The following is a 15,276-nucleotide window of genomic DNA, read 5'->3' as shown; positions in this document are numbered from 1 at the left end:
CAATTGCCAGCTTTGTCCTGCAGGCGTCGTTCTGTGCGGACCTGTTGATTTCGACCTGGCGTCATTTTTTTGAAGAGAAAGCTCAAAAAATCCACTCATTGATCAAAAATAGCCGACGAACGGTAGCTAATATTTCCTCAAGAAAGGAACTTTTCGTCGTTTTGACTTACTACGCACGACCGTTTATCGCTGTATTACAACTGACATCCCACGATTTATTGCTTCGCCCACAGGGATGCGCCGCTTGGCGATTTCGGGTTGACTGACACAAGTTGTTACGGGATATTAGTTAGCAAGCTACTAATATCCTCACTAACAATATCGCTCCTAACTAAATTTCAGGTTGTTTTCCATGTCTGTCGATGCGCTTCACAGGGCGATCAGCAGCGGTCTGGTTGCGGCATCACGCCACTGGCGACGCGACTGCCAGACCACGCTGGTCACCTACGGTATTTCCGAAGCCTGCGCAGGGCCGTTGTTGGCCATTGCGCGGCTGGGAGACGGCGTGCATCAGGTAAAAGTGGCGCATGCGGCTGGCATGGAAAGCCCAACGCTGGTTCGCCTGCTGGACCAGTTGTGCAAGGCCGGGATCGTCTGCAGAACCGAAGACCCTAATGACCGTCGCGCCAAGGCCTTGAGCCTGACGGACAAAGGCCGCGAACTGGCAAGCGCCATCGAAACCGAACTGACACGTCTGCGTGCCGAAGTGCTGAAAGAGGTGGCCCCTGCCGACCTGGATGCCGCCTTGCGCGTGTTCCAGGCCTTTTCCGACACCAGCCGCGCTGACCAAGGGGCGCAGCCATGAGCGGTTTCTTCTCCAGCGTGCCGCCTGCACGCGACTGGTTCTATGGCGTGCGAACCTTTGGCGCCTCGATGCTGGCGCTGTACATCGCGCTGCTGATGGAAATGCCGCGCCCCTATTGGGCGATGGCCACCGTGTACATTGTGTCGAGTCCGTTTGTGGGCCCGACCAGTTCCAAGGCGCTGTACCGCGCAGCCGGTACGCTGGCGGGTGCGGCAGCGTCGGTGCTGCTGGTGCCGATGTTCGTGCAGACCCCTTTCCTGCTGGCTGTTGTGGTCGGTTTGTGGACCGGCACACTGCTGTTTCTGTCCCTGCATTTACGGACCGCCAACAGCTACGCCTTGATGCTCGCGGGTTACACCATGCCGCTGATCTCGCTGCCCGTGGTGGACAACCCGCAAGCAGTGTTCGAGATAGCAGTGTCGCGTACCGAGGAGATTTTTCTGGGGATCATTTGTGCCGCTGTCGTGGGCGCAATGTTCTGGCCAAGGCGCCTGGCCCCGGTGTTTCAGGCGACCACGGAAAAATGGTTTGGGGATGCCTCAAGCTACAGCGAACACTTTCTCAGCCGCACCTGCCAGCCCGAAGAAATCGGCACGCTGCGCAACTCGATGGTCGGCAGCTTCAACTCGCTGGAAATGATGATTGGCCAGTTGAGCCACGAAGGCGCACGCAAGCAGACCGTGCGCAATGCCCACGAACTGCGCGGCCGCATGATTCACCTGCTGCCGGTCATTGATGCACTCGACGATGCACTCTGGGCGCTGGAGCGGCGCACGCCGGAACTGCTCGCCAGCCTGTCGCTCCTGCTCCTGCAAACTCGCGACTGGCTGGCGAACACAGCCGACGGCCCGCAATTGGAACAATGGCAACAGCTGCATCGCACACTGGATCAGTTGCAACCGGATTCGGCACAACTGGACGACCGTGATCACCTGTTGCTGTCCAACGTGCTGTTCAGGCTGGGCGAATGGGTCGACCTGTGGCAAGACTGCCGCACGCTGCAATACGCGATCAAGACTGACGATCAATCGCAGTGGCGCGCCGTTTATCGTCACTGGCGTCTGGGTCGACTAACGCCGTTTCTTGACCGGGGCCTTATGCTCTATTCGGTGGCCTCGACCGTGTTGGCCATCATCGTCGCCTCGGTGCTGTGGATTCTGCTGGGCTGGAAAGATGGCGCAAGTGCCGTGGCGCTGGCGGCGGTGTCCTGCAGCTTCTTTGCCGCGATGGACGACCCTGCGCCGCAGATCTATCGGTTCTTTTTCTGGACCATGCTGTCGGTGGTGTTCGCCAGCCTGTACCTGTTCGTGGTGCTGCCCAACCTGCACGATTTCCCGATGCTGGTGCTGGCCTTCTCGGTGCCCTTCATCTGCGTCGGAACCCTGACCGTACAGCCGCGTTTCTTTCTCGGCACGCTGCTGACCATCGTCAACACCTCGTCGTTCATCAGCATCCAGAGCGCGTACGACGCGGACTTTCTAAACTTCCTCAACTCCAATCTGGCAGGCCCCGCCGGTTTATTATTTGCCTTCATCTGGACCCTGGTGTTCCGTCCGTTCGGTGTCGATCTGGCGGTCAAGCGCCTGACCCGCTTCAGTTGGCGCGACATCGCCAGCCTGAGCGAAGACTCGACCCTGGCCGAACACCGGCGCATGGGCGTGCAGATGCTGGATCGACTGATGCAGCAATTGCCGCGCCTGACCCTCACTTCCCAAGACACGGGTATTGCGCTGCGGGAGTTGCGGGTCGCGCTGAACATGCTGGACCTGCTCGCCTACACCCGTCGTGCGACCCCACAGGCTCAGGTGCTGCTGCGCCAGGTGATCAACGAAGTCAGCGGCTATTTCCGGCACTGCACCAAGGCCGGTGAGCGCCTGCCTGCGCCACGGGGCCTGTTGATACTCATGGATCGCGCGCGCCGTTCGCTGACCGACCAGGACATGGGCGGCAACCCGGCCCGCGTCCACCTGCTGCACGCGCTCAGCGGCCTGCGTCTGGCCCTGCTGCCTGGGGTGGAAATCGTCACCGTGGCCGACGAGTTGACCGAACAACTGCCGCATAACATCGATGGAGCGCCTTTATGATCGGCGATCTGGACATCAGCGGGATTTTCATCCCCACCTTTCTGGCCATGATGGGCGTCGCCTATCTGCTGTTTCTCGGCGTGCACGCTGTGCTGTCGCGCGCCCACTTCTACCGTCTGGTCTGGCACCGGGCTTTGTTCAACGTAGGTCTATACGCTTTGTTGCTCGGCGCCGTGGATACTCTCAGTCGATACCTGATGACATGAAAAAACCGATACTGACTCTGGGCCGTGTGGTCCTGACCCTGCTGGTGGTGACTCTGGCTGCCGTCGTTGTCTGGCGCATGGTGATGTACTACATGTACGCCCCCTGGACCCGCGACGGCCACATCCGCGCCGATATCGTGCAGATTGCCCCGGACGTGTCCGGACTGATCCAGAAGGTCGAAGTCACCGACAACCAACCGGTGCACAAAGGCCAGGTGCTATTCACCATCGACCAGGACCGCTTCCGCCTCGCCTTGCGCCAAGCCCAGGCCACGGTTGCCGAACGTCAGGAAACCTGGGAGCAGGCGCGCCGCGAGAACAAGCGTAACCGTGGCTTGGGTAACCTGGTGGCACGCGAGCAACTGGAAGAAAGCCAGTCACGCGAAGCCCGCGCATTGTCAGCCTTGGGCGAAGCGCGCGTGGCCGTGGATGCCGCACAATTGAACCTGAACCGCTCGGTGATCAAGAGCCCGGTCGATGGCTACCTCAACGACCGAGCGCCTCGCGAACACGAGTTCGTCAGCGCCGGACGCCCTGTGCTGTCGGTGGTGGATGCGGCGTCGTTCCACATCGACGGTTATTTCGAAGAAACCAAACTCGACGGCATTCATGTCGGTCAGGGTGTGGACATACGGGTCATAGGCGATAACGCACGGCTGACCGGTCATGTGGTCAGCATCGTGGCCGGGATCGAAGACCGCGACCGGACCAGCGGCTCCAATATGCTGCCCAACGTCAACCCGGCGTTCAGCTGGGTGCGACTGGCCCAGCGTATTCCAGTGCGGATTGCGTTCGATGACGTGCCCAAGGATTTCCGCATGATCGCTGGACGTACCGCGACCGTGTCGATCATCGAAGACACCCCGGAGGCCACACGATGAAACGGGCTCCTCGCCTGATGATGCTGGGTATCGGCGCGCTGTTGTCGGCTTGCCAGATGGTCGGACCGGACTATGAGCTGCCCAGGGATGGCGCGATTAATCGTCCGGATCTGCAAGGTGAACTGGCTGGCCAGTCGGTGAATACCGTTTCGGCTCCGGTGCCCGCTCATTGGTGGCGTCTGTACCAAGACCCGAAACTGGATGAACTGGTGCGCCAGGCGATGGCGTCCAATACCGACCTGCGCATTGCCGCCGCCAACCTGCAACGCTCGCGTTATCAGGGTGCCGAAGCCGAGGCCGCAGGCGGCTTCACCAACAGCGCGAAAATCGGTGCGCAGCGCTTGCAGGAGTCGGGCGAAGCGTTTTTGCTGCCCGAGAAAGTGCCCGTGACCAACGTGGGCGATGTCGGCCTCACCACGTCCTATCAGTTTGATCTGTTCGGCACCTTGCAGCGCGGCATCGAAGCGGCTCAAGCCAATGTCGACGCCAGTCAGGCGGCAGTCGATACCGCCCGCATCACCGTCGTCGCCGACGTGGTGCGCGCCTACACGCAGGTGTGCGCCGCCAATGAAGAGCATGACATCGCCCGCGAATCCCTGGACCTGCAACAACAAAGCGTGAAATTGAACCAGCGCCTGCGTGATGCCGGGCGTGGCGACGAAACGCAGGTCACCCGCTCGCAGACACAATTTAAGTCGTTGCGCGCCGAGCTGCCGCGTTACGAAGCCCAGCGTCAGGCGGCGCTGTTCCGCCTATCCATGCTGCTGGCCCGGCCTGTCGAACAGTTGCCCGCGGGCGTCAGCACCTGCAATGAGCTGCCGCACATCGCGCAGATCATGCCGGTGGGCGATGGCGCGGCACTGCTCAAGCGCCGCCCGGATATTCGTCAGGCGGAGCGTCATCTGGCGATGTCCACCGCGCAGATCGGCGTCGCGACCGGCGAGCTGTACCCCGACATCAGCATCGGCGCAACCATTGGCACCATTGGCAGCATCGAGAACCTGGGCAAACCGGCAGCCAACCGCTGGGGCTTCGGGCCGCTATTGAACTGGACCATCCCCTCCAACGGCTCCCGTGCGCGCATTCATCAGGCCGAAGCCTCGGCACAAGCCTCACTGGCTCGCTTCGACGGCGTGGTGCTCAACGCCATCCGCGAAACCCAGACCGGGCTCGCCCAGTACACCGCCCTGCTCGACCGCCGCGATGCCTTGAAAGACGCCGAGCAATCGGCAAAAGAAGCCGCCGACCAGACCCACCGCTTCTACCAGGCCGGCCGCGCCTCATTCCTCGCCGACCTGCAAGCCACCCGCACCTACACCGAGGTCCGCGCGCAATTGGCCGAGGCCAACACGCAAGTTGCAATGGGCCAGATCAACCTGTTCCTGGCATTGGGTGGGGGTTGGGAGAAGGAGGACGTTGCGGGCAAATAACCGGCTCTGTTCCAGCTTGAGCCTGTGACACAGAACGTCACCGACGCCCGTAAAAAGCGGATAAAACAAGGGCGGCGGTTTAACGCATCCCTGTGGGAGTGAGCTTGCTCACGAAAGCGATGGTTCAGACACGCTATTTTCGGGGTCTGCAACTGCCTATTCGCGAGCGAGCTCGCTCCCACACGTCAGGTATCGCTGATCGTCCACGCTCCAGCGTGGTAAAGCCGCTCAGGACGCTCCGCGTCCGGCCGTGAGGTGACGCAAAGCGTCACGGGCTGCATGCCCACGCGGGGCATGGGCAAGCTGAGTTGACACCACCGCTTGCACTCCAGCCCTCATTACTCCTAGGCTCACCCGATCTTCAACTCGGAATGCACAATGGACACCTCTCTCAGCCGCCGCGAGCGGCTGCATATCGTTATTTTCGAGGCTGACACGCCTGCCGGGCGGCGCTTTGACAAGATCCTGCTGGTCCTCATCCTGCTCAGCCTGCTGGTCACGATCATTGACAGCATCGAGAGCATTCACCGCGATTACTCGCAGGTGTTTGCCTGGGTCGAATGGGGCTTCACGCTGGTGTTTGCCATCGAGTACATCCTGCGTCTGTATTGCTCGCCCCGACCGCTCAAGTACGCGTTCAGCTTTTACGGGCTGGTGGACTTGCTGGCCATCGTGCCGGGGGTGCTGGCGATCTACTACAGCGATGCCCAATACCTGCTGATCGTGCGGATCATCCGCATGATGCGGATTTTTCGGGTGCTCAAGCTTGGCACGTACCTGCGCCAGGCCAACTATCTGTTGTCTGCGTTGCGCGGCAGCAAGCAGAAGATCATCGTGTTTCTGGTCGCCGTGTCGACGCTGGTCACCGTATTCGGCACGCTGATGTACGTGATCGAAGGGCCGGAGCACGGCTTCACCAGCATTCCCAAAGGCATCTATTGGGCTATCGTCACCCTGACCACCGTGGGCTTCGGCGACATCGTGCCCAAGACGCCACTCGGGCAGATACTGTCGTCGCTGGTGATGATCACCGGTTACTCGATCATCGCCGTACCCACCGGTATATTCACCGCCGAGCTGGCCAACGCCCTGCGCGGCGAGCAGTTGAAGCATGATTGCCCGGTGTGCGCGAAGAAATTTCATGAGCACGGTGCCGCTTTCTGCTCACGCTGCGGCAATCAGCTTTTCCCAAGAGAAGCAAATAAAGCATAAGCACAGACGTTTTTGATATTTAGGCACAAGGATGCGCGGCTGCTAGTGTCGCGGCATTGAGCCATCAGACCACGACGATTCATCTTCCAAGGACTTTGCAGTGAACAGACTTTTCGCCGCTTCGCTACTGGCCGCAGGCCTGGCGCTCTCGACCGCCGCCCAGGCTGCGCCCACCTTGCTCAACGTCTCGTACGACGTGATGCGCGACTTCTACAAGGACTACAACAGCGCCTTCCAGAAGCACTGGAAAGCCGAGAAAAACGAAGACGTGACCGTACAGATGTCCTTCGGCGGGTCGAGCAAGCAGGCGCGTTCGGTCATCGACGGCTTGCCGGCCGATGTGATCACCATGAACATGGCCACCGACATCAATGCCTTGGCCGATAACGGTGAGTTGGTGCCGAAGGATTGGGTCAGCCGTCTGCCGAACAACAGCGCGCCCTTCACGTCCGCCACCGTGTTCATCGTACGCAAGGGCAACCCAAAAGCACTGAAAGACTGGCCGGACCTGATCAAGGACGGCGTGGAAGTCATCGTGCCCAACCCCAAGACCTCGGGTAACGGTCGCTACACCTACCTGTCGGCGTGGGGCTACACATTGAAGAACGGCGGCGATGAAGCGGCTGCGAAAGATTTTGTCGGCAAGCTGTTCAAGCATGTGCCGGTACTGGATACCGGTGGGCGTGGGGCGACCACCACCTTCATGACCAACCAGATCGGCGACGTGCTGGTGACCTTCGAGAACGAGGCGGAAATGATCGCCCGTGAATTCGGCCGTGATCAGTTCGAAGTGGTCTACCCGTCCGTGTCGGCAGAAGCCGAGCCGCCGGTGAGCGTGGTGGACAAGGTCGTGGACCGCAAGAAGTCCCGCCCTCTGGCTGAGGAATACCTGAAATACCTGTGGTCGCCCGAAGGTCAGGAAATCGCCGCCGCCAATTATTTGCGCCCGCGTGATCCGGCGATTCTGGCCAAGTACAAGGACCGATTCCCGAAAGTGGATTTCCTGTCAGTGGAGAAAACCTTCGGCGACTGGCGCACCGTGCAGAAGACCCACTTCATCGACGGCGGCGTGTTCGATCAAATTTACTCGGGCAAATAACCTGGGCCAGTCACCACCCCGCCCCCCGCAAAACGGCGACCCTCAAGGTCGCCGTTTTCATTTCTGGCAATCAGTTGCTGAACTGACGCCCCAGCCCTGCCGGCACGCCGCTGGCGTCGGTCGGCTGCCACGGGCCGTTCGGGTTGGTCGCCCAGCTCCAGCCGTTGTTCCACTGATAATAGGTGCGCTGGCGATAGAAGGTATTGGCTTGGTCATCCATTACGTAAACGCCCATGCGCGCATCCCAATGGCTGTTGCCGCCTGGCGGCGGCGCAAAACTGGCCGAGGTTTTCGGACCACTCGACGGTGCTTTGACGGGCGGTTTGCTTGGCGTCGGCGTGGGACGCGGAGCGCCGGGCACCTGACCGCCGGGCAAGGACTGAATCGGTTCCTGACTGGTCGGTGCCGGTGGCTGAACCGCACAGGCGCTCAAGCCCAGGGCCAGACCCAACAAGGTGATACGTGCAGTGCGGTACATAAGCGGGCTCTCTTCTTGTCTGACTGTCTATTTATCAGGGCTGTCGATGATCAACGCCTGCTGCGCCCCGTCGTCGCTGGCCAGTGGCTGGCTGCGGCCGACCCACTCACCGGTGGTCGGCTGCCCTGCGCGAGACACACGGGCTACCAATTGGACTTGCGGGAAGTTCGACAGTTTCAGCTGCGGCATCATTGCGTCTGCATCGCTCAGTTCGACCTCGGCTGGCAGTTCGGCGACAGTGATGCGCTTGACCGCCAGCGGCGCGGGCGGCCCATCGATGGCGCGAGCGAAGATGAACACGCTGTCACGCGGCTGTACCTTGCCCTTGAGGGCAGGAGAAAGATCGACCCGGACCTTGATGGATACCGGCTTGCCGGCGGCCTGCACAGCTTTTGCACCTGACGTCAGATGTTCCCTGGCGCGGGCAATACCGCTTTCCAGCGCCGAACGCGACGGGTCCTGGGCAGGCAGTACATCGAGCAAGCGGGTCCAGTAATCGACCGCCGCCTGATAGCGCTCGGTCTCGAAGGCGGCAATGCCCAGCAGTCCCAAACTGGTGACTTCCCTGGGATCAGCCTTGAGCGCCTCATCGGTCAGGGCCTGCACCTGTGGCGTGAAGTGCTTGTCGCTGGCGAAATATACCGCCTGCGCCCATTGTCCGAGCAACTCCGGGGGCCGTCCGGCCAGCGCAGCCGCACGCTGGAACATCAGCGCGGCGTCACCCGGCCGGTTTTGTGCCATGTAGCTGCGGGCCAGAAAATACAGGCTCTCGGACGAGTCCGGCTGCGCCTGTACGGTGCGCTCCAGGCGCTGGGTCATGTCGGCCAGCGAGGTGGGCGGCTGAGAGAGTTCGCGGCTCAGCTCGACCTTGTCGCTGGCCCCAAGCTGCACATAAACCCCCATGCCCAAGACCGGGACCACTATTGCCGCCAGCAACGGCCAGCGCTTGCCAAGCCTGGCGGTGCGGACGTTCTCGGTGCCTTCGGTATCCGCCAGCAACTCCCGTGCGGCCTCGTCACGCGCGTTGCGCAACTGCGCCGCCGACAGCATGCCCTCTTCCTGCTGACGGTGCAGCTCGGCGAGTCGCTCCTGATACAGCGCAACGTTCAGCGCGGTGCGGTCCTCTTCGCGCTGTGCGTGTTGTCCGCGCAGCACAGGTATCAGCAAAAAGCCCAGCGCCACCAGCAGCAACAGCCCGGTTGCCATCCAGAAATCGATCATTTTCGGTGTTCATCCAGCAAATGGGCGAGGCGTTGCCGCTCCTCATCGGACAGCGTATCGACGTGCCCGGCAGTCAGATCGCGGCGACGTCTTACGATCACGGTCATCACCGCCAGACCGCCGAGCAGCAGGCCTGCCGGACCGAACCACAGCAGCCAGGTTCGGCTGGTGAGGGCGGGCTTGTAGCGCACGAAATCGCCATAACGATCGACCATGAACTCAATGATCTGCTGATTGCTCCGGCCTTCGCCCAGCATGCGGTAGATTTCCTTGCGCAGGTCTGCGGCAATCGGCGCGTTGGAATCGGCGATGTCCTGATTCTGGCACTTGGGGCACCGCAGCTCGCGAGTCAGCTCGGCGTAGCGTGCGCGCTCGGCCTCGTCACGAAAGGTGTAAGCGTCGATGGCCGCCTGAGCGAGACCGCAAAACGCCAGCCCCACCATCAGCAGTACAGCGCTTAGCGACCGGTTCATGGTCCGGCCTCGTCGACCAGCCCTTGATACAGCGCGGCAAGCTGCTCGCGCCAGACGGTATCGTCGATCACGCCAACGTACTTGTGACGAATCACACCCTTGGCATCGATCAGGAAGGTTTCCGGCGCGCCGTACACCCCCAGGTTCAAGCCCAGCGAGCCTTCGTCGTCGCGAATATTGAGCCGATAGGGATCATGAAAGTCCTTGAGCCACTTGAGCGCATCGGCGTTGGCGTCCTTGTAGTTCACGCCATAGATCACCACGCCCTGCTGCGCCAGCCGGTTGAGTACCGGGTGTTCTACGCGACAGGCGATGCACCAGGTCGCCCAGACATTGACCAGCGCAGGCTTGCCCAGCAGATCGGCACGGGTCAATGTCCGCTCACCCTGCACTTCACGTAAGGAAAACTCGGGAAACGGCTTGTTGATCAAGGCCGACGGCAGCTCGGCCGGGTCCAGGTACAAACCGCGAAACAGAACCGCCGCCACGCCGAGAAAGCCCACCAGCGGCAACACCATGATCCAGCGCTTCATGCGGTGGCCTCCGACAAACCGAGTGCGTCACGCACCCGGCCTTTGATCTTGACGCGATAACGCCGGTCTATGGCTGCCAGCACGCCGCCCAGCCCGGTCAGCAGGCCACCCAGCCAGATCCAGCGCACGAACGGTTTCACATGCACACGCACCGCCCAGGCGCCCTCGCCTAAAGGCTCGCCCAGCGCGACATAGAGGTCACGACTGAAACCGGCATCAATGCCCGCCTCGGTCATCATCGACTGCTGGACGGTGTACAGGCGTTTCTCCGGATGCAACGCCGTGACCGTTTCGCCATCACGCAAAACCCGGATCGTGCCGCGATCGGAGGTGAAATTCGGTCCTTCATAATGCTTTGCGCCTTCGAACACAAATACGTAGCCACCCAGCTCGACGGACTGGCCAGGCGCCAGACGCAGGTCGCGTTCGGCGCTATTCTGGCTCGACAGCACCACACCCAGCGCGCACACGGCAATCCCGAGGTGCGCCAGTTGCATGCCCCAGTAACTGCGATGCAGGCCTCGCGCGCCGTTGATCAAGCCTTTGTGACGGGTCTTGTCGAGCAGGTCACGCATGCCAGCCAGCAGCACCCAGGCCGCCAGCATGAACGTCGCCAGCACAGCCCATTGGAAATCGCCCAGCACACAGCCAGCGATCACGGCCAGCCCTGCGCTGGCGACCAGTACCGGGGCCAGCATGCTCAGCAGCCATTTGAGTGGAGTGTCTTTCCAGCGCACCAGCACGCCCACCGCCATCACCACCATCAAAAGCCCCATCAGCGGCACGAACAAGGCGTTGAAGTACGGCGGACCGACGGACATTTTTGCGCCGCTCATGGCGTCGATCACCAATGGGTACAGCGTACCGAGCAGGATCATCGACGCCGCTACCACCAGCACCAGGTTATTACCCAGCAGCAACGTCTCCCGCGACCACAGGCCAAAGCCGACCTGACTTCTCACCACTGGGGCACGAATCGCAAAAAGGGTCAGCGAGCCGCCCACCACCATCAACAGGAAGATCAGGATGAACACGCCGCGGGCGGGGTCGGAGGCAAACGCGTGTACCGAGGTCAACACCCCCGAGCGCACCAGAAAGGTCCCCAGCAGGCTCAGGGAAAACGCAGCGATGGCCAGCAGTACGGTCCAGCTCTTGAACACGCCGCGCTTTTCCGTGACGGCCAATGAATGAATCAGTGCCGTGCCCACCAGCCAGGGCATGAACGAGGCGTTTTCCACCGGGTCCCAGAACCACCAGCCACCCCAGCCCAACTCGTAGTAGGCCCACCAGGAACCCAAGGTGATCCCGACACCGAGAAAAGCCCAGGCCACCAACGTCCAGGGACGCGACCAACGGGCCCAGGCGGCATCCAGTCGTCCGCCTAGCAACGCCGCGATGGCAAAGGCGAACGCCACGGAAAAACCGACGTAGCCCATATAGAGCATCGGCGGGTGCACGATCAGGCCGATGTCCTGCAACAATGGGTTGAGATCGCGTCCGTTGGCTGGCATTTGCGGCAGGATTCGCGCAAACGGATTGGAGGTCAGAATCAGAAATGACAGAAAACCCAGGCTGATCATGCCCATCACGGCCAGCACGCGCGCCAACATTACTTGCGGCAGATGACGCGAGAACACCGAAACCGCAAAGGTCCAGCCGCCAAGAATCAGAGCCCAGAGCAGCAGCGAACCTTCATGCGCGCCCCATACGGCGCTGAACTTGTAGAACCAGGGCAACGCCGTGTTGGAGTTTTGCGCGACGTAAGCGACCGAGAAATCGTCCACCATGAAGGCGTAGGTCAGGCAACCGAACGCAAAGATCAGGAAACTGAACTGGCCCCACGCCGCAGGGCGCGCCAACCCCATCCACAGCGGGTCGCCGCGCCACGCGCCAATCAGCGGAATGACGGCCTGCACGAGGGCAAAGCACAGCGCCAGAATCATGGCCAGATGGCCGAGTTCGGGAATCATGGATCAACCCTGTTTCGATGGAGTGGGAGGCGCAGCCGGTGCGGCCTGGCCGCTGTCGCGCAACGCCTTGGTCACTTCGGGGGGCATGTATTTCTCATCGTGCTTGGCCAGTACTTCATCGGCGACCACCACGCCTTGTGCGTTCAGTTTGCCCAGTGCGACGATGCCCTGCCCTTCGCGGAACAGGTCCGGCAGGATGCCGCGATAAGTGATCGTCACGGACTTGCTGAAGTCGGTCACCACAAAGCGCACGTCGAGCGAGTCGGCCGAGCGTTGCAACGAACCTTTTTCGACCATGCCGCCCGCCCGGATGCGGGTATCGATGGGCGCCTCGCCATTGGCGATCTGGCTTGGGGTGTAGAACAGGTTGATGTTTTCCTGCAATGCGCTGAGGGCCAGCGTCAGGGCCAGACCGACGCCCGCTACAACCGCCAGGATGATCAACAGGCGCTTTCTGCGCAGTGGATTCACGTGCGTTTCTCCCGACGCACACGACGCGCCTCTTGTTGCAGGTAGCGGCGACGCGCTGCTACCGGCAACGCCACGTTGATGAGCAGCACCAGCAGGCAGAGGCCATACGCGGACCAGACGAAGAGTCCGTGGCGGCCCATTGCCAAAAAGTCGCCGAATGATTCAAAACTCACGTTGTGCGCTCCGGCTGACCGAGGCAGCGCAGGATTTCAGCCTGCACCCACTGGGCACGTGATTCACGCTTCAACACCTCAAGGCGCATGCGCATCAACAGCACGGCACCGAAAAAGCAATAAAACCCCAGCGTGGTGAACAGCAACGGCAGCCACATTTCGGCGGGCATGGTCGGTTTTTCGGTCAGGCTGAACGTCGCGCCCTGATGCAGGGTGTTCCACCACTCGACCGAGTATTTGATGATCGGGATATTCACCACTCCCACGATTGCCAGCACCGCACACGCCTTGGCCGCGCTGTCACGGTGATTGATGGCATTACCCAGCGCGATCAGCCCGACATACAAAAACAGCAGAATCAGCATCGAGGTCAGGCGCGCATCCCAGACCCACCAGGCGCCCCAGGTTGGTTTGCCCCAAATCGCGCCGGTCGCCAGCGCCAGCGCGGTCATCCATGCGCCGATGGGAGCGGCTGATTGCAGGGCCACGTCCGCAAGTTTGATCTTCCACACCAGCCCGATTACGCCACAGATCGCCAGCAGCACGTAACAGGACTGGGCCAGCATCGCGGCAGGCACATGAATATAAATGATGCGAAAGCTGTTGCCCTGCTGGTAATCCGGTGGCGCGAACGCAAGGCCCCAGACCACACCCATGCCGATCAGTAATAGCGCCGCGACACTCAGCCACGGCAACAGGCGCGTGCTGAGGCCGTAGAAAACCTTCGGCGAGCCGAGCCGGTGCAGCCAGGCCCAACCGATGCTGCTCTTTTTGAGTGAATCGCTTTTCATCACGGTGTATCCAGGGTTTTACCGAGCGCCCGACAGGCAGGCCGCGGAACCTCAATTATTCGCCGACACTGATCTTCAGGCCAGCCGCTATCGCAAAGGGTGTCAGGGTAACCGCAAGTGCCGTCAGGCTGCCCAGCCACAGCAGATGGCCAGTCGCTGGCATGCCGTGCAGAGCGGCCTGCAACGCGCCACTGCCCAGAATCAACACCGGTATATACAACGGCAGGATCAACAGCGCGAGCAACAGACCACCGCGCTTGAGCCCGACCGTCAACGCAGCGCCGACCGCGCCCAGCAGGCTCAATACCGGCGTGCCCAACAGCAGCGACAGCATCAGCACCGGCAGGCAACCTGCGGGCAAGCCCAGCATCAAGGCCAGCACCGGTGCGACCAGCACCAGCGCCAGTCCCGAGAAGACCCAGTGTGCCAGCACCTTGATCAAAACCAGAAGGGCCAGGGGGTGCGGCGAAAGGACCCACTGCTCCAGCGATCCGTCTTCGAAATCACTGCGAAACAGCCCGTCCAGCGAGAGCAGGACGGCCAACAGCGCCGCCACCCAGACCAGACCAGGCGACAAGGTTTGCAACAATTGCGCTTCCGGCCCGACCGCCAACGGAAACATCGCAATCACGATGGCGAAGAAAATCAGCGGATTGGCCAGCTCTGCAGGACGGCGAACCAGCAATCGCGCCTCGCGCTGCAACAAAAGGACGAACACGTTGCTCATACCGGCCTGCTTCCCAGATCCAGTTGTCGATAACCGGCAGGTTTGAGGACCAAGTCATGATGAGTGGTCAGGACAACCACGCCGCCGCCCGCGCAATGTTCAGCCAGACGCCCTTCCAGTTGGGCGATGCCTTGCGGGTCGAGGGCGGTGAACGGCTCATCGAGCATCCATATGGGCGGACTCGGCACATACAGTCGTGCCAGCGCAACGCGGCGTTGCTGGCCGGCGGACAGGGTATGGCAAGGTACGTCGTCGAAACCGGCCAGACCGACAGTGTCGAGCGCCCGGTCGAAGTCGGCAGGCTCGCCGGATCCATGCAGCGCATACAGCCAGGAGAGATTTTCCAGCGGCGTCAGCCACTGCTTCAGTCCCGACGCATGGCCAATCCACAGTAAGTACCCGGCCAGCTCGGCGCCCTGCCGACTCACCGACCGCCCGCTGAGCAATACCTGCCCCGAAGTGGGTTGCATCAGCCCGCACAGCAATCGCAACAGGCTGGTCTTGCCACTGCCATTGGGGCCGCTGACCTGCAGCATCTCGCTGGCATGCAGCGCAAGATCGAGGTCTTCGAACAGCAGGCGTCCATCACGCTCGCATGTGAGCGCAGTGGCCTGCAGAAGTGGGGTCGCAGCAGTCATCGAGCGCTTCCAGTGTCGCGGTGTCTCGAAATGCGCCGAAAACAGCACAAACGGAGGAAATGGCAGTTCAAGTCGAGCATGAAA

The 15,276-nt window shown here is 61.4% G+C and carries 17 protein-coding genes; 7 read left to right on the top strand and 10 right to left on the bottom strand.

What is annotated here, in order from left to right; translation table 11 throughout:
- Window positions 1-352: 352 nt before the first annotated feature.
- The 7 genes from ALP40_RS03270 to ALP40_RS03240 all read left to right on the top strand — a co-directional run bounded on the left by ALP40_RS03270 (window position 353) and on the right by ALP40_RS03240 (window position 7,717).
- Entirely contained in the window at window positions 353-805 is a 453-nt protein-coding gene (locus ALP40_RS03270; RefSeq protein WP_122206852.1) for a MarR family winged helix-turn-helix transcriptional regulator, read from the top strand.
- On the top strand, window positions 802-2,889 hold the full coding sequence (locus tag ALP40_RS03265; RefSeq protein ID WP_122206851.1) for an FUSC family protein: 2,088 nt from the start codon (window positions 802-804) through the stop codon (window positions 2,887-2,889). The genes ALP40_RS03270 and ALP40_RS03265 overlap by 4 nt, the downstream gene beginning before the upstream one ends.
- Entirely contained in the window at window positions 2,886-3,095 is a 210-nt protein-coding gene (locus ALP40_RS03260) for a DUF1656 domain-containing protein (protein ID WP_058431103.1), read from the top strand. Before ALP40_RS03265 ends, ALP40_RS03260 begins: the two co-directional genes overlap by 4 nt.
- The gene (locus ALP40_RS03255; RefSeq protein WP_122206850.1) at window positions 3,092-3,976 is read left to right on the top strand and encodes an HlyD family secretion protein; all 885 of its coding nucleotides are present in this window, start codon (window positions 3,092-3,094) and stop codon (window positions 3,974-3,976) included. The genes ALP40_RS03260 and ALP40_RS03255 overlap by 4 nt, the downstream gene beginning before the upstream one ends.
- Window positions 3,973-5,406, top strand: coding sequence for an efflux transporter outer membrane subunit (locus tag ALP40_RS03250; protein ID WP_122206849.1), 1,434 nt, complete (start codon window positions 3,973-3,975; stop codon window positions 5,404-5,406). The genes ALP40_RS03255 and ALP40_RS03250 overlap by 4 nt, the downstream gene beginning before the upstream one ends.
- Window positions 5,407-5,784: 378 nt before the next feature.
- Window positions 5,785-6,618 (top strand): ion transporter, encoded by an 834-nt coding sequence (locus ALP40_RS03245; RefSeq protein ID WP_122206848.1) that lies wholly within the window; start codon window positions 5,785-5,787, stop codon window positions 6,616-6,618.
- Between the two features lie 100 nt (window positions 6,619-6,718).
- Window positions 6,719-7,717, top strand: a complete 999-nt coding sequence (locus ALP40_RS03240; RefSeq protein WP_122206847.1) for a sulfate ABC transporter substrate-binding protein — start codon at window positions 6,719-6,721, stop codon at window positions 7,715-7,717.
- 70 nt (window positions 7,718-7,787) lie between these two features.
- Here ALP40_RS03240 and ALP40_RS03235 read toward each other — a convergent pair whose 3' ends face one another.
- The 10 genes from ALP40_RS03235 to ccmA are packed head-to-tail and all read right to left on the bottom strand — an operon-like array spanning window position 7,788 to window position 15,192.
- Entirely contained in the window at window positions 7,788-8,195 is a 408-nt protein-coding gene (locus tag ALP40_RS03235; protein WP_122206846.1) for a hypothetical protein, read from the bottom strand.
- Window positions 8,196-8,222: 27 nt separating this feature from the next.
- Window positions 8,223-9,416 carry a c-type cytochrome biogenesis protein CcmI gene (ccmI, locus tag ALP40_RS03230; protein WP_122206845.1) on the bottom strand — a complete coding sequence of 398 codons (1,194 nt, stop codon included), beginning with the start codon at window positions 9,414-9,416 and terminating at the stop codon, window positions 8,223-8,225.
- On the bottom strand, window positions 9,413-9,889 hold the full coding sequence (locus ALP40_RS03225) for a cytochrome c-type biogenesis protein (protein ID WP_219853626.1): 477 nt from the start codon (window positions 9,887-9,889) through the stop codon (window positions 9,413-9,415). The genes ccmI and ALP40_RS03225 overlap by 4 nt, the downstream gene beginning before the upstream one ends.
- On the bottom strand, window positions 9,886-10,422 hold the full coding sequence (locus tag ALP40_RS03220) for a DsbE family thiol:disulfide interchange protein (protein ID WP_122206843.1): 537 nt from the start codon (window positions 10,420-10,422) through the stop codon (window positions 9,886-9,888). The genes ALP40_RS03225 and ALP40_RS03220 overlap by 4 nt, the downstream gene beginning before the upstream one ends.
- A complete protein-coding gene (locus ALP40_RS03215) occupies window positions 10,419-12,392 on the bottom strand; it encodes a heme lyase CcmF/NrfE family subunit (protein ID WP_122206842.1) in 1,974 nt (657 codons plus the stop codon). Before ALP40_RS03215 ends, ALP40_RS03220 begins: the two co-directional genes overlap by 4 nt.
- A gap of 3 nt (window positions 12,393-12,395) precedes the next feature.
- The gene (ccmE, locus tag ALP40_RS03210; protein ID WP_122206841.1) at window positions 12,396-12,863 is read right to left on the bottom strand and encodes a cytochrome c maturation protein CcmE; all 468 of its coding nucleotides are present in this window, start codon (window positions 12,861-12,863) and stop codon (window positions 12,396-12,398) included.
- The gene (gene ccmD / locus ALP40_RS03205; protein ID WP_122206840.1) at window positions 12,860-13,036 is read right to left on the bottom strand and encodes a heme exporter protein CcmD; all 177 of its coding nucleotides are present in this window, start codon (window positions 13,034-13,036) and stop codon (window positions 12,860-12,862) included. The genes ccmE and ccmD overlap by 4 nt, the downstream gene beginning before the upstream one ends.
- Window positions 13,033-13,827, bottom strand: a complete 795-nt coding sequence (locus ALP40_RS03200; RefSeq protein WP_122206839.1) for a heme ABC transporter permease — start codon at window positions 13,825-13,827, stop codon at window positions 13,033-13,035. The genes ccmD and ALP40_RS03200 overlap by 4 nt, the downstream gene beginning before the upstream one ends.
- A 55-nt stretch (window positions 13,828-13,882) precedes the next feature.
- Window positions 13,883-14,554 (bottom strand): heme exporter protein CcmB, encoded by a 672-nt coding sequence (ccmB, locus tag ALP40_RS03195; RefSeq protein WP_122206838.1) that lies wholly within the window; start codon window positions 14,552-14,554, stop codon window positions 13,883-13,885.
- A complete protein-coding gene (ccmA, locus tag ALP40_RS03190; protein ID WP_122206837.1) occupies window positions 14,551-15,192 on the bottom strand; it encodes a cytochrome c biogenesis heme-transporting ATPase CcmA in 642 nt (213 codons plus the stop codon). The genes ccmB and ccmA overlap by 4 nt, the downstream gene beginning before the upstream one ends.
- Between the last annotated feature and the right edge of the window lie 84 nt (window positions 15,193-15,276).

Origin of the sequence: Pseudomonas viridiflava (genome assembly GCF_003702045.1) — a bacterium.
GTDB classification, from domain to species: Bacteria; Pseudomonadota; Gammaproteobacteria; order Pseudomonadales; family Pseudomonadaceae; genus Aquipseudomonas; species Aquipseudomonas viridiflava_C.
Note: the sequence above shows the minus strand (reverse complement) of the source record. Positions and strands in the feature narration are given on the sequence as shown.

Bases quoted from the DNA above. Each gene is read 5' to 3' on its own strand.
- ALP40_RS03270 (WP_122206852.1), top strand. From the start codon at position 353: ATGTCTGTCGATGCGCTTCACAGGGCGATCAGCAGCGGTCTGGTTGCG.
- ALP40_RS03265 (WP_122206851.1), top strand. From the start codon at position 802: ATGAGCGGTTTCTTCTCCAGCGTGCCGCCTGCACGCGACTGGTTCTAT.
- ALP40_RS03260 (WP_058431103.1), top strand. From the start codon at position 2,886: ATGATCGGCGATCTGGACATCAGCGGGATTTTCATCCCCACCTTTCTG.
- ALP40_RS03255 (WP_122206850.1), top strand. From the start codon at position 3,092: ATGAAAAAACCGATACTGACTCTGGGCCGTGTGGTCCTGACCCTGCTG.
- ALP40_RS03250 (WP_122206849.1), top strand. From the start codon at position 3,973: ATGAAACGGGCTCCTCGCCTGATGATGCTGGGTATCGGCGCGCTGTTG.
- ALP40_RS03245 (WP_122206848.1), top strand. From the start codon at position 5,785: ATGGACACCTCTCTCAGCCGCCGCGAGCGGCTGCATATCGTTATTTTC.
- ALP40_RS03235 (WP_122206846.1), bottom strand. From the start codon at position 8,195: ATGTACCGCACTGCACGTATCACCTTGTTGGGTCTGGCCCTGGGCTTG.
- ccmI (WP_122206845.1), bottom strand. From the start codon at position 9,416: ATGATCGATTTCTGGATGGCAACCGGGCTGTTGCTGCTGGTGGCGCTG.
- ALP40_RS03225 (WP_219853626.1), bottom strand. From the start codon at position 9,889: ATGAACCGGTCGCTAAGCGCTGTACTGCTGATGGTGGGGCTGGCGTTT.
- ALP40_RS03220 (WP_122206843.1), bottom strand. From the start codon at position 10,422: ATGAAGCGCTGGATCATGGTGTTGCCGCTGGTGGGCTTTCTCGGCGTG.
- ALP40_RS03215 (WP_122206842.1), bottom strand. From the start codon at position 12,392: ATGATTCCCGAACTCGGCCATCTGGCCATGATTCTGGCGCTGTGCTTT.
- ALP40_RS03200 (WP_122206839.1), bottom strand. From the start codon at position 13,827: ATGAAAAGCGATTCACTCAAAAAGAGCAGCATCGGTTGGGCCTGGCTG.
- ccmB (WP_122206838.1), bottom strand. From the start codon at position 14,554: ATGAGCAACGTGTTCGTCCTTTTGTTGCAGCGCGAGGCGCGATTGCTG.
- ccmA (WP_122206837.1), bottom strand. From the start codon at position 15,192: ATGACTGCTGCGACCCCACTTCTGCAGGCCACTGCGCTCACATGCGAG.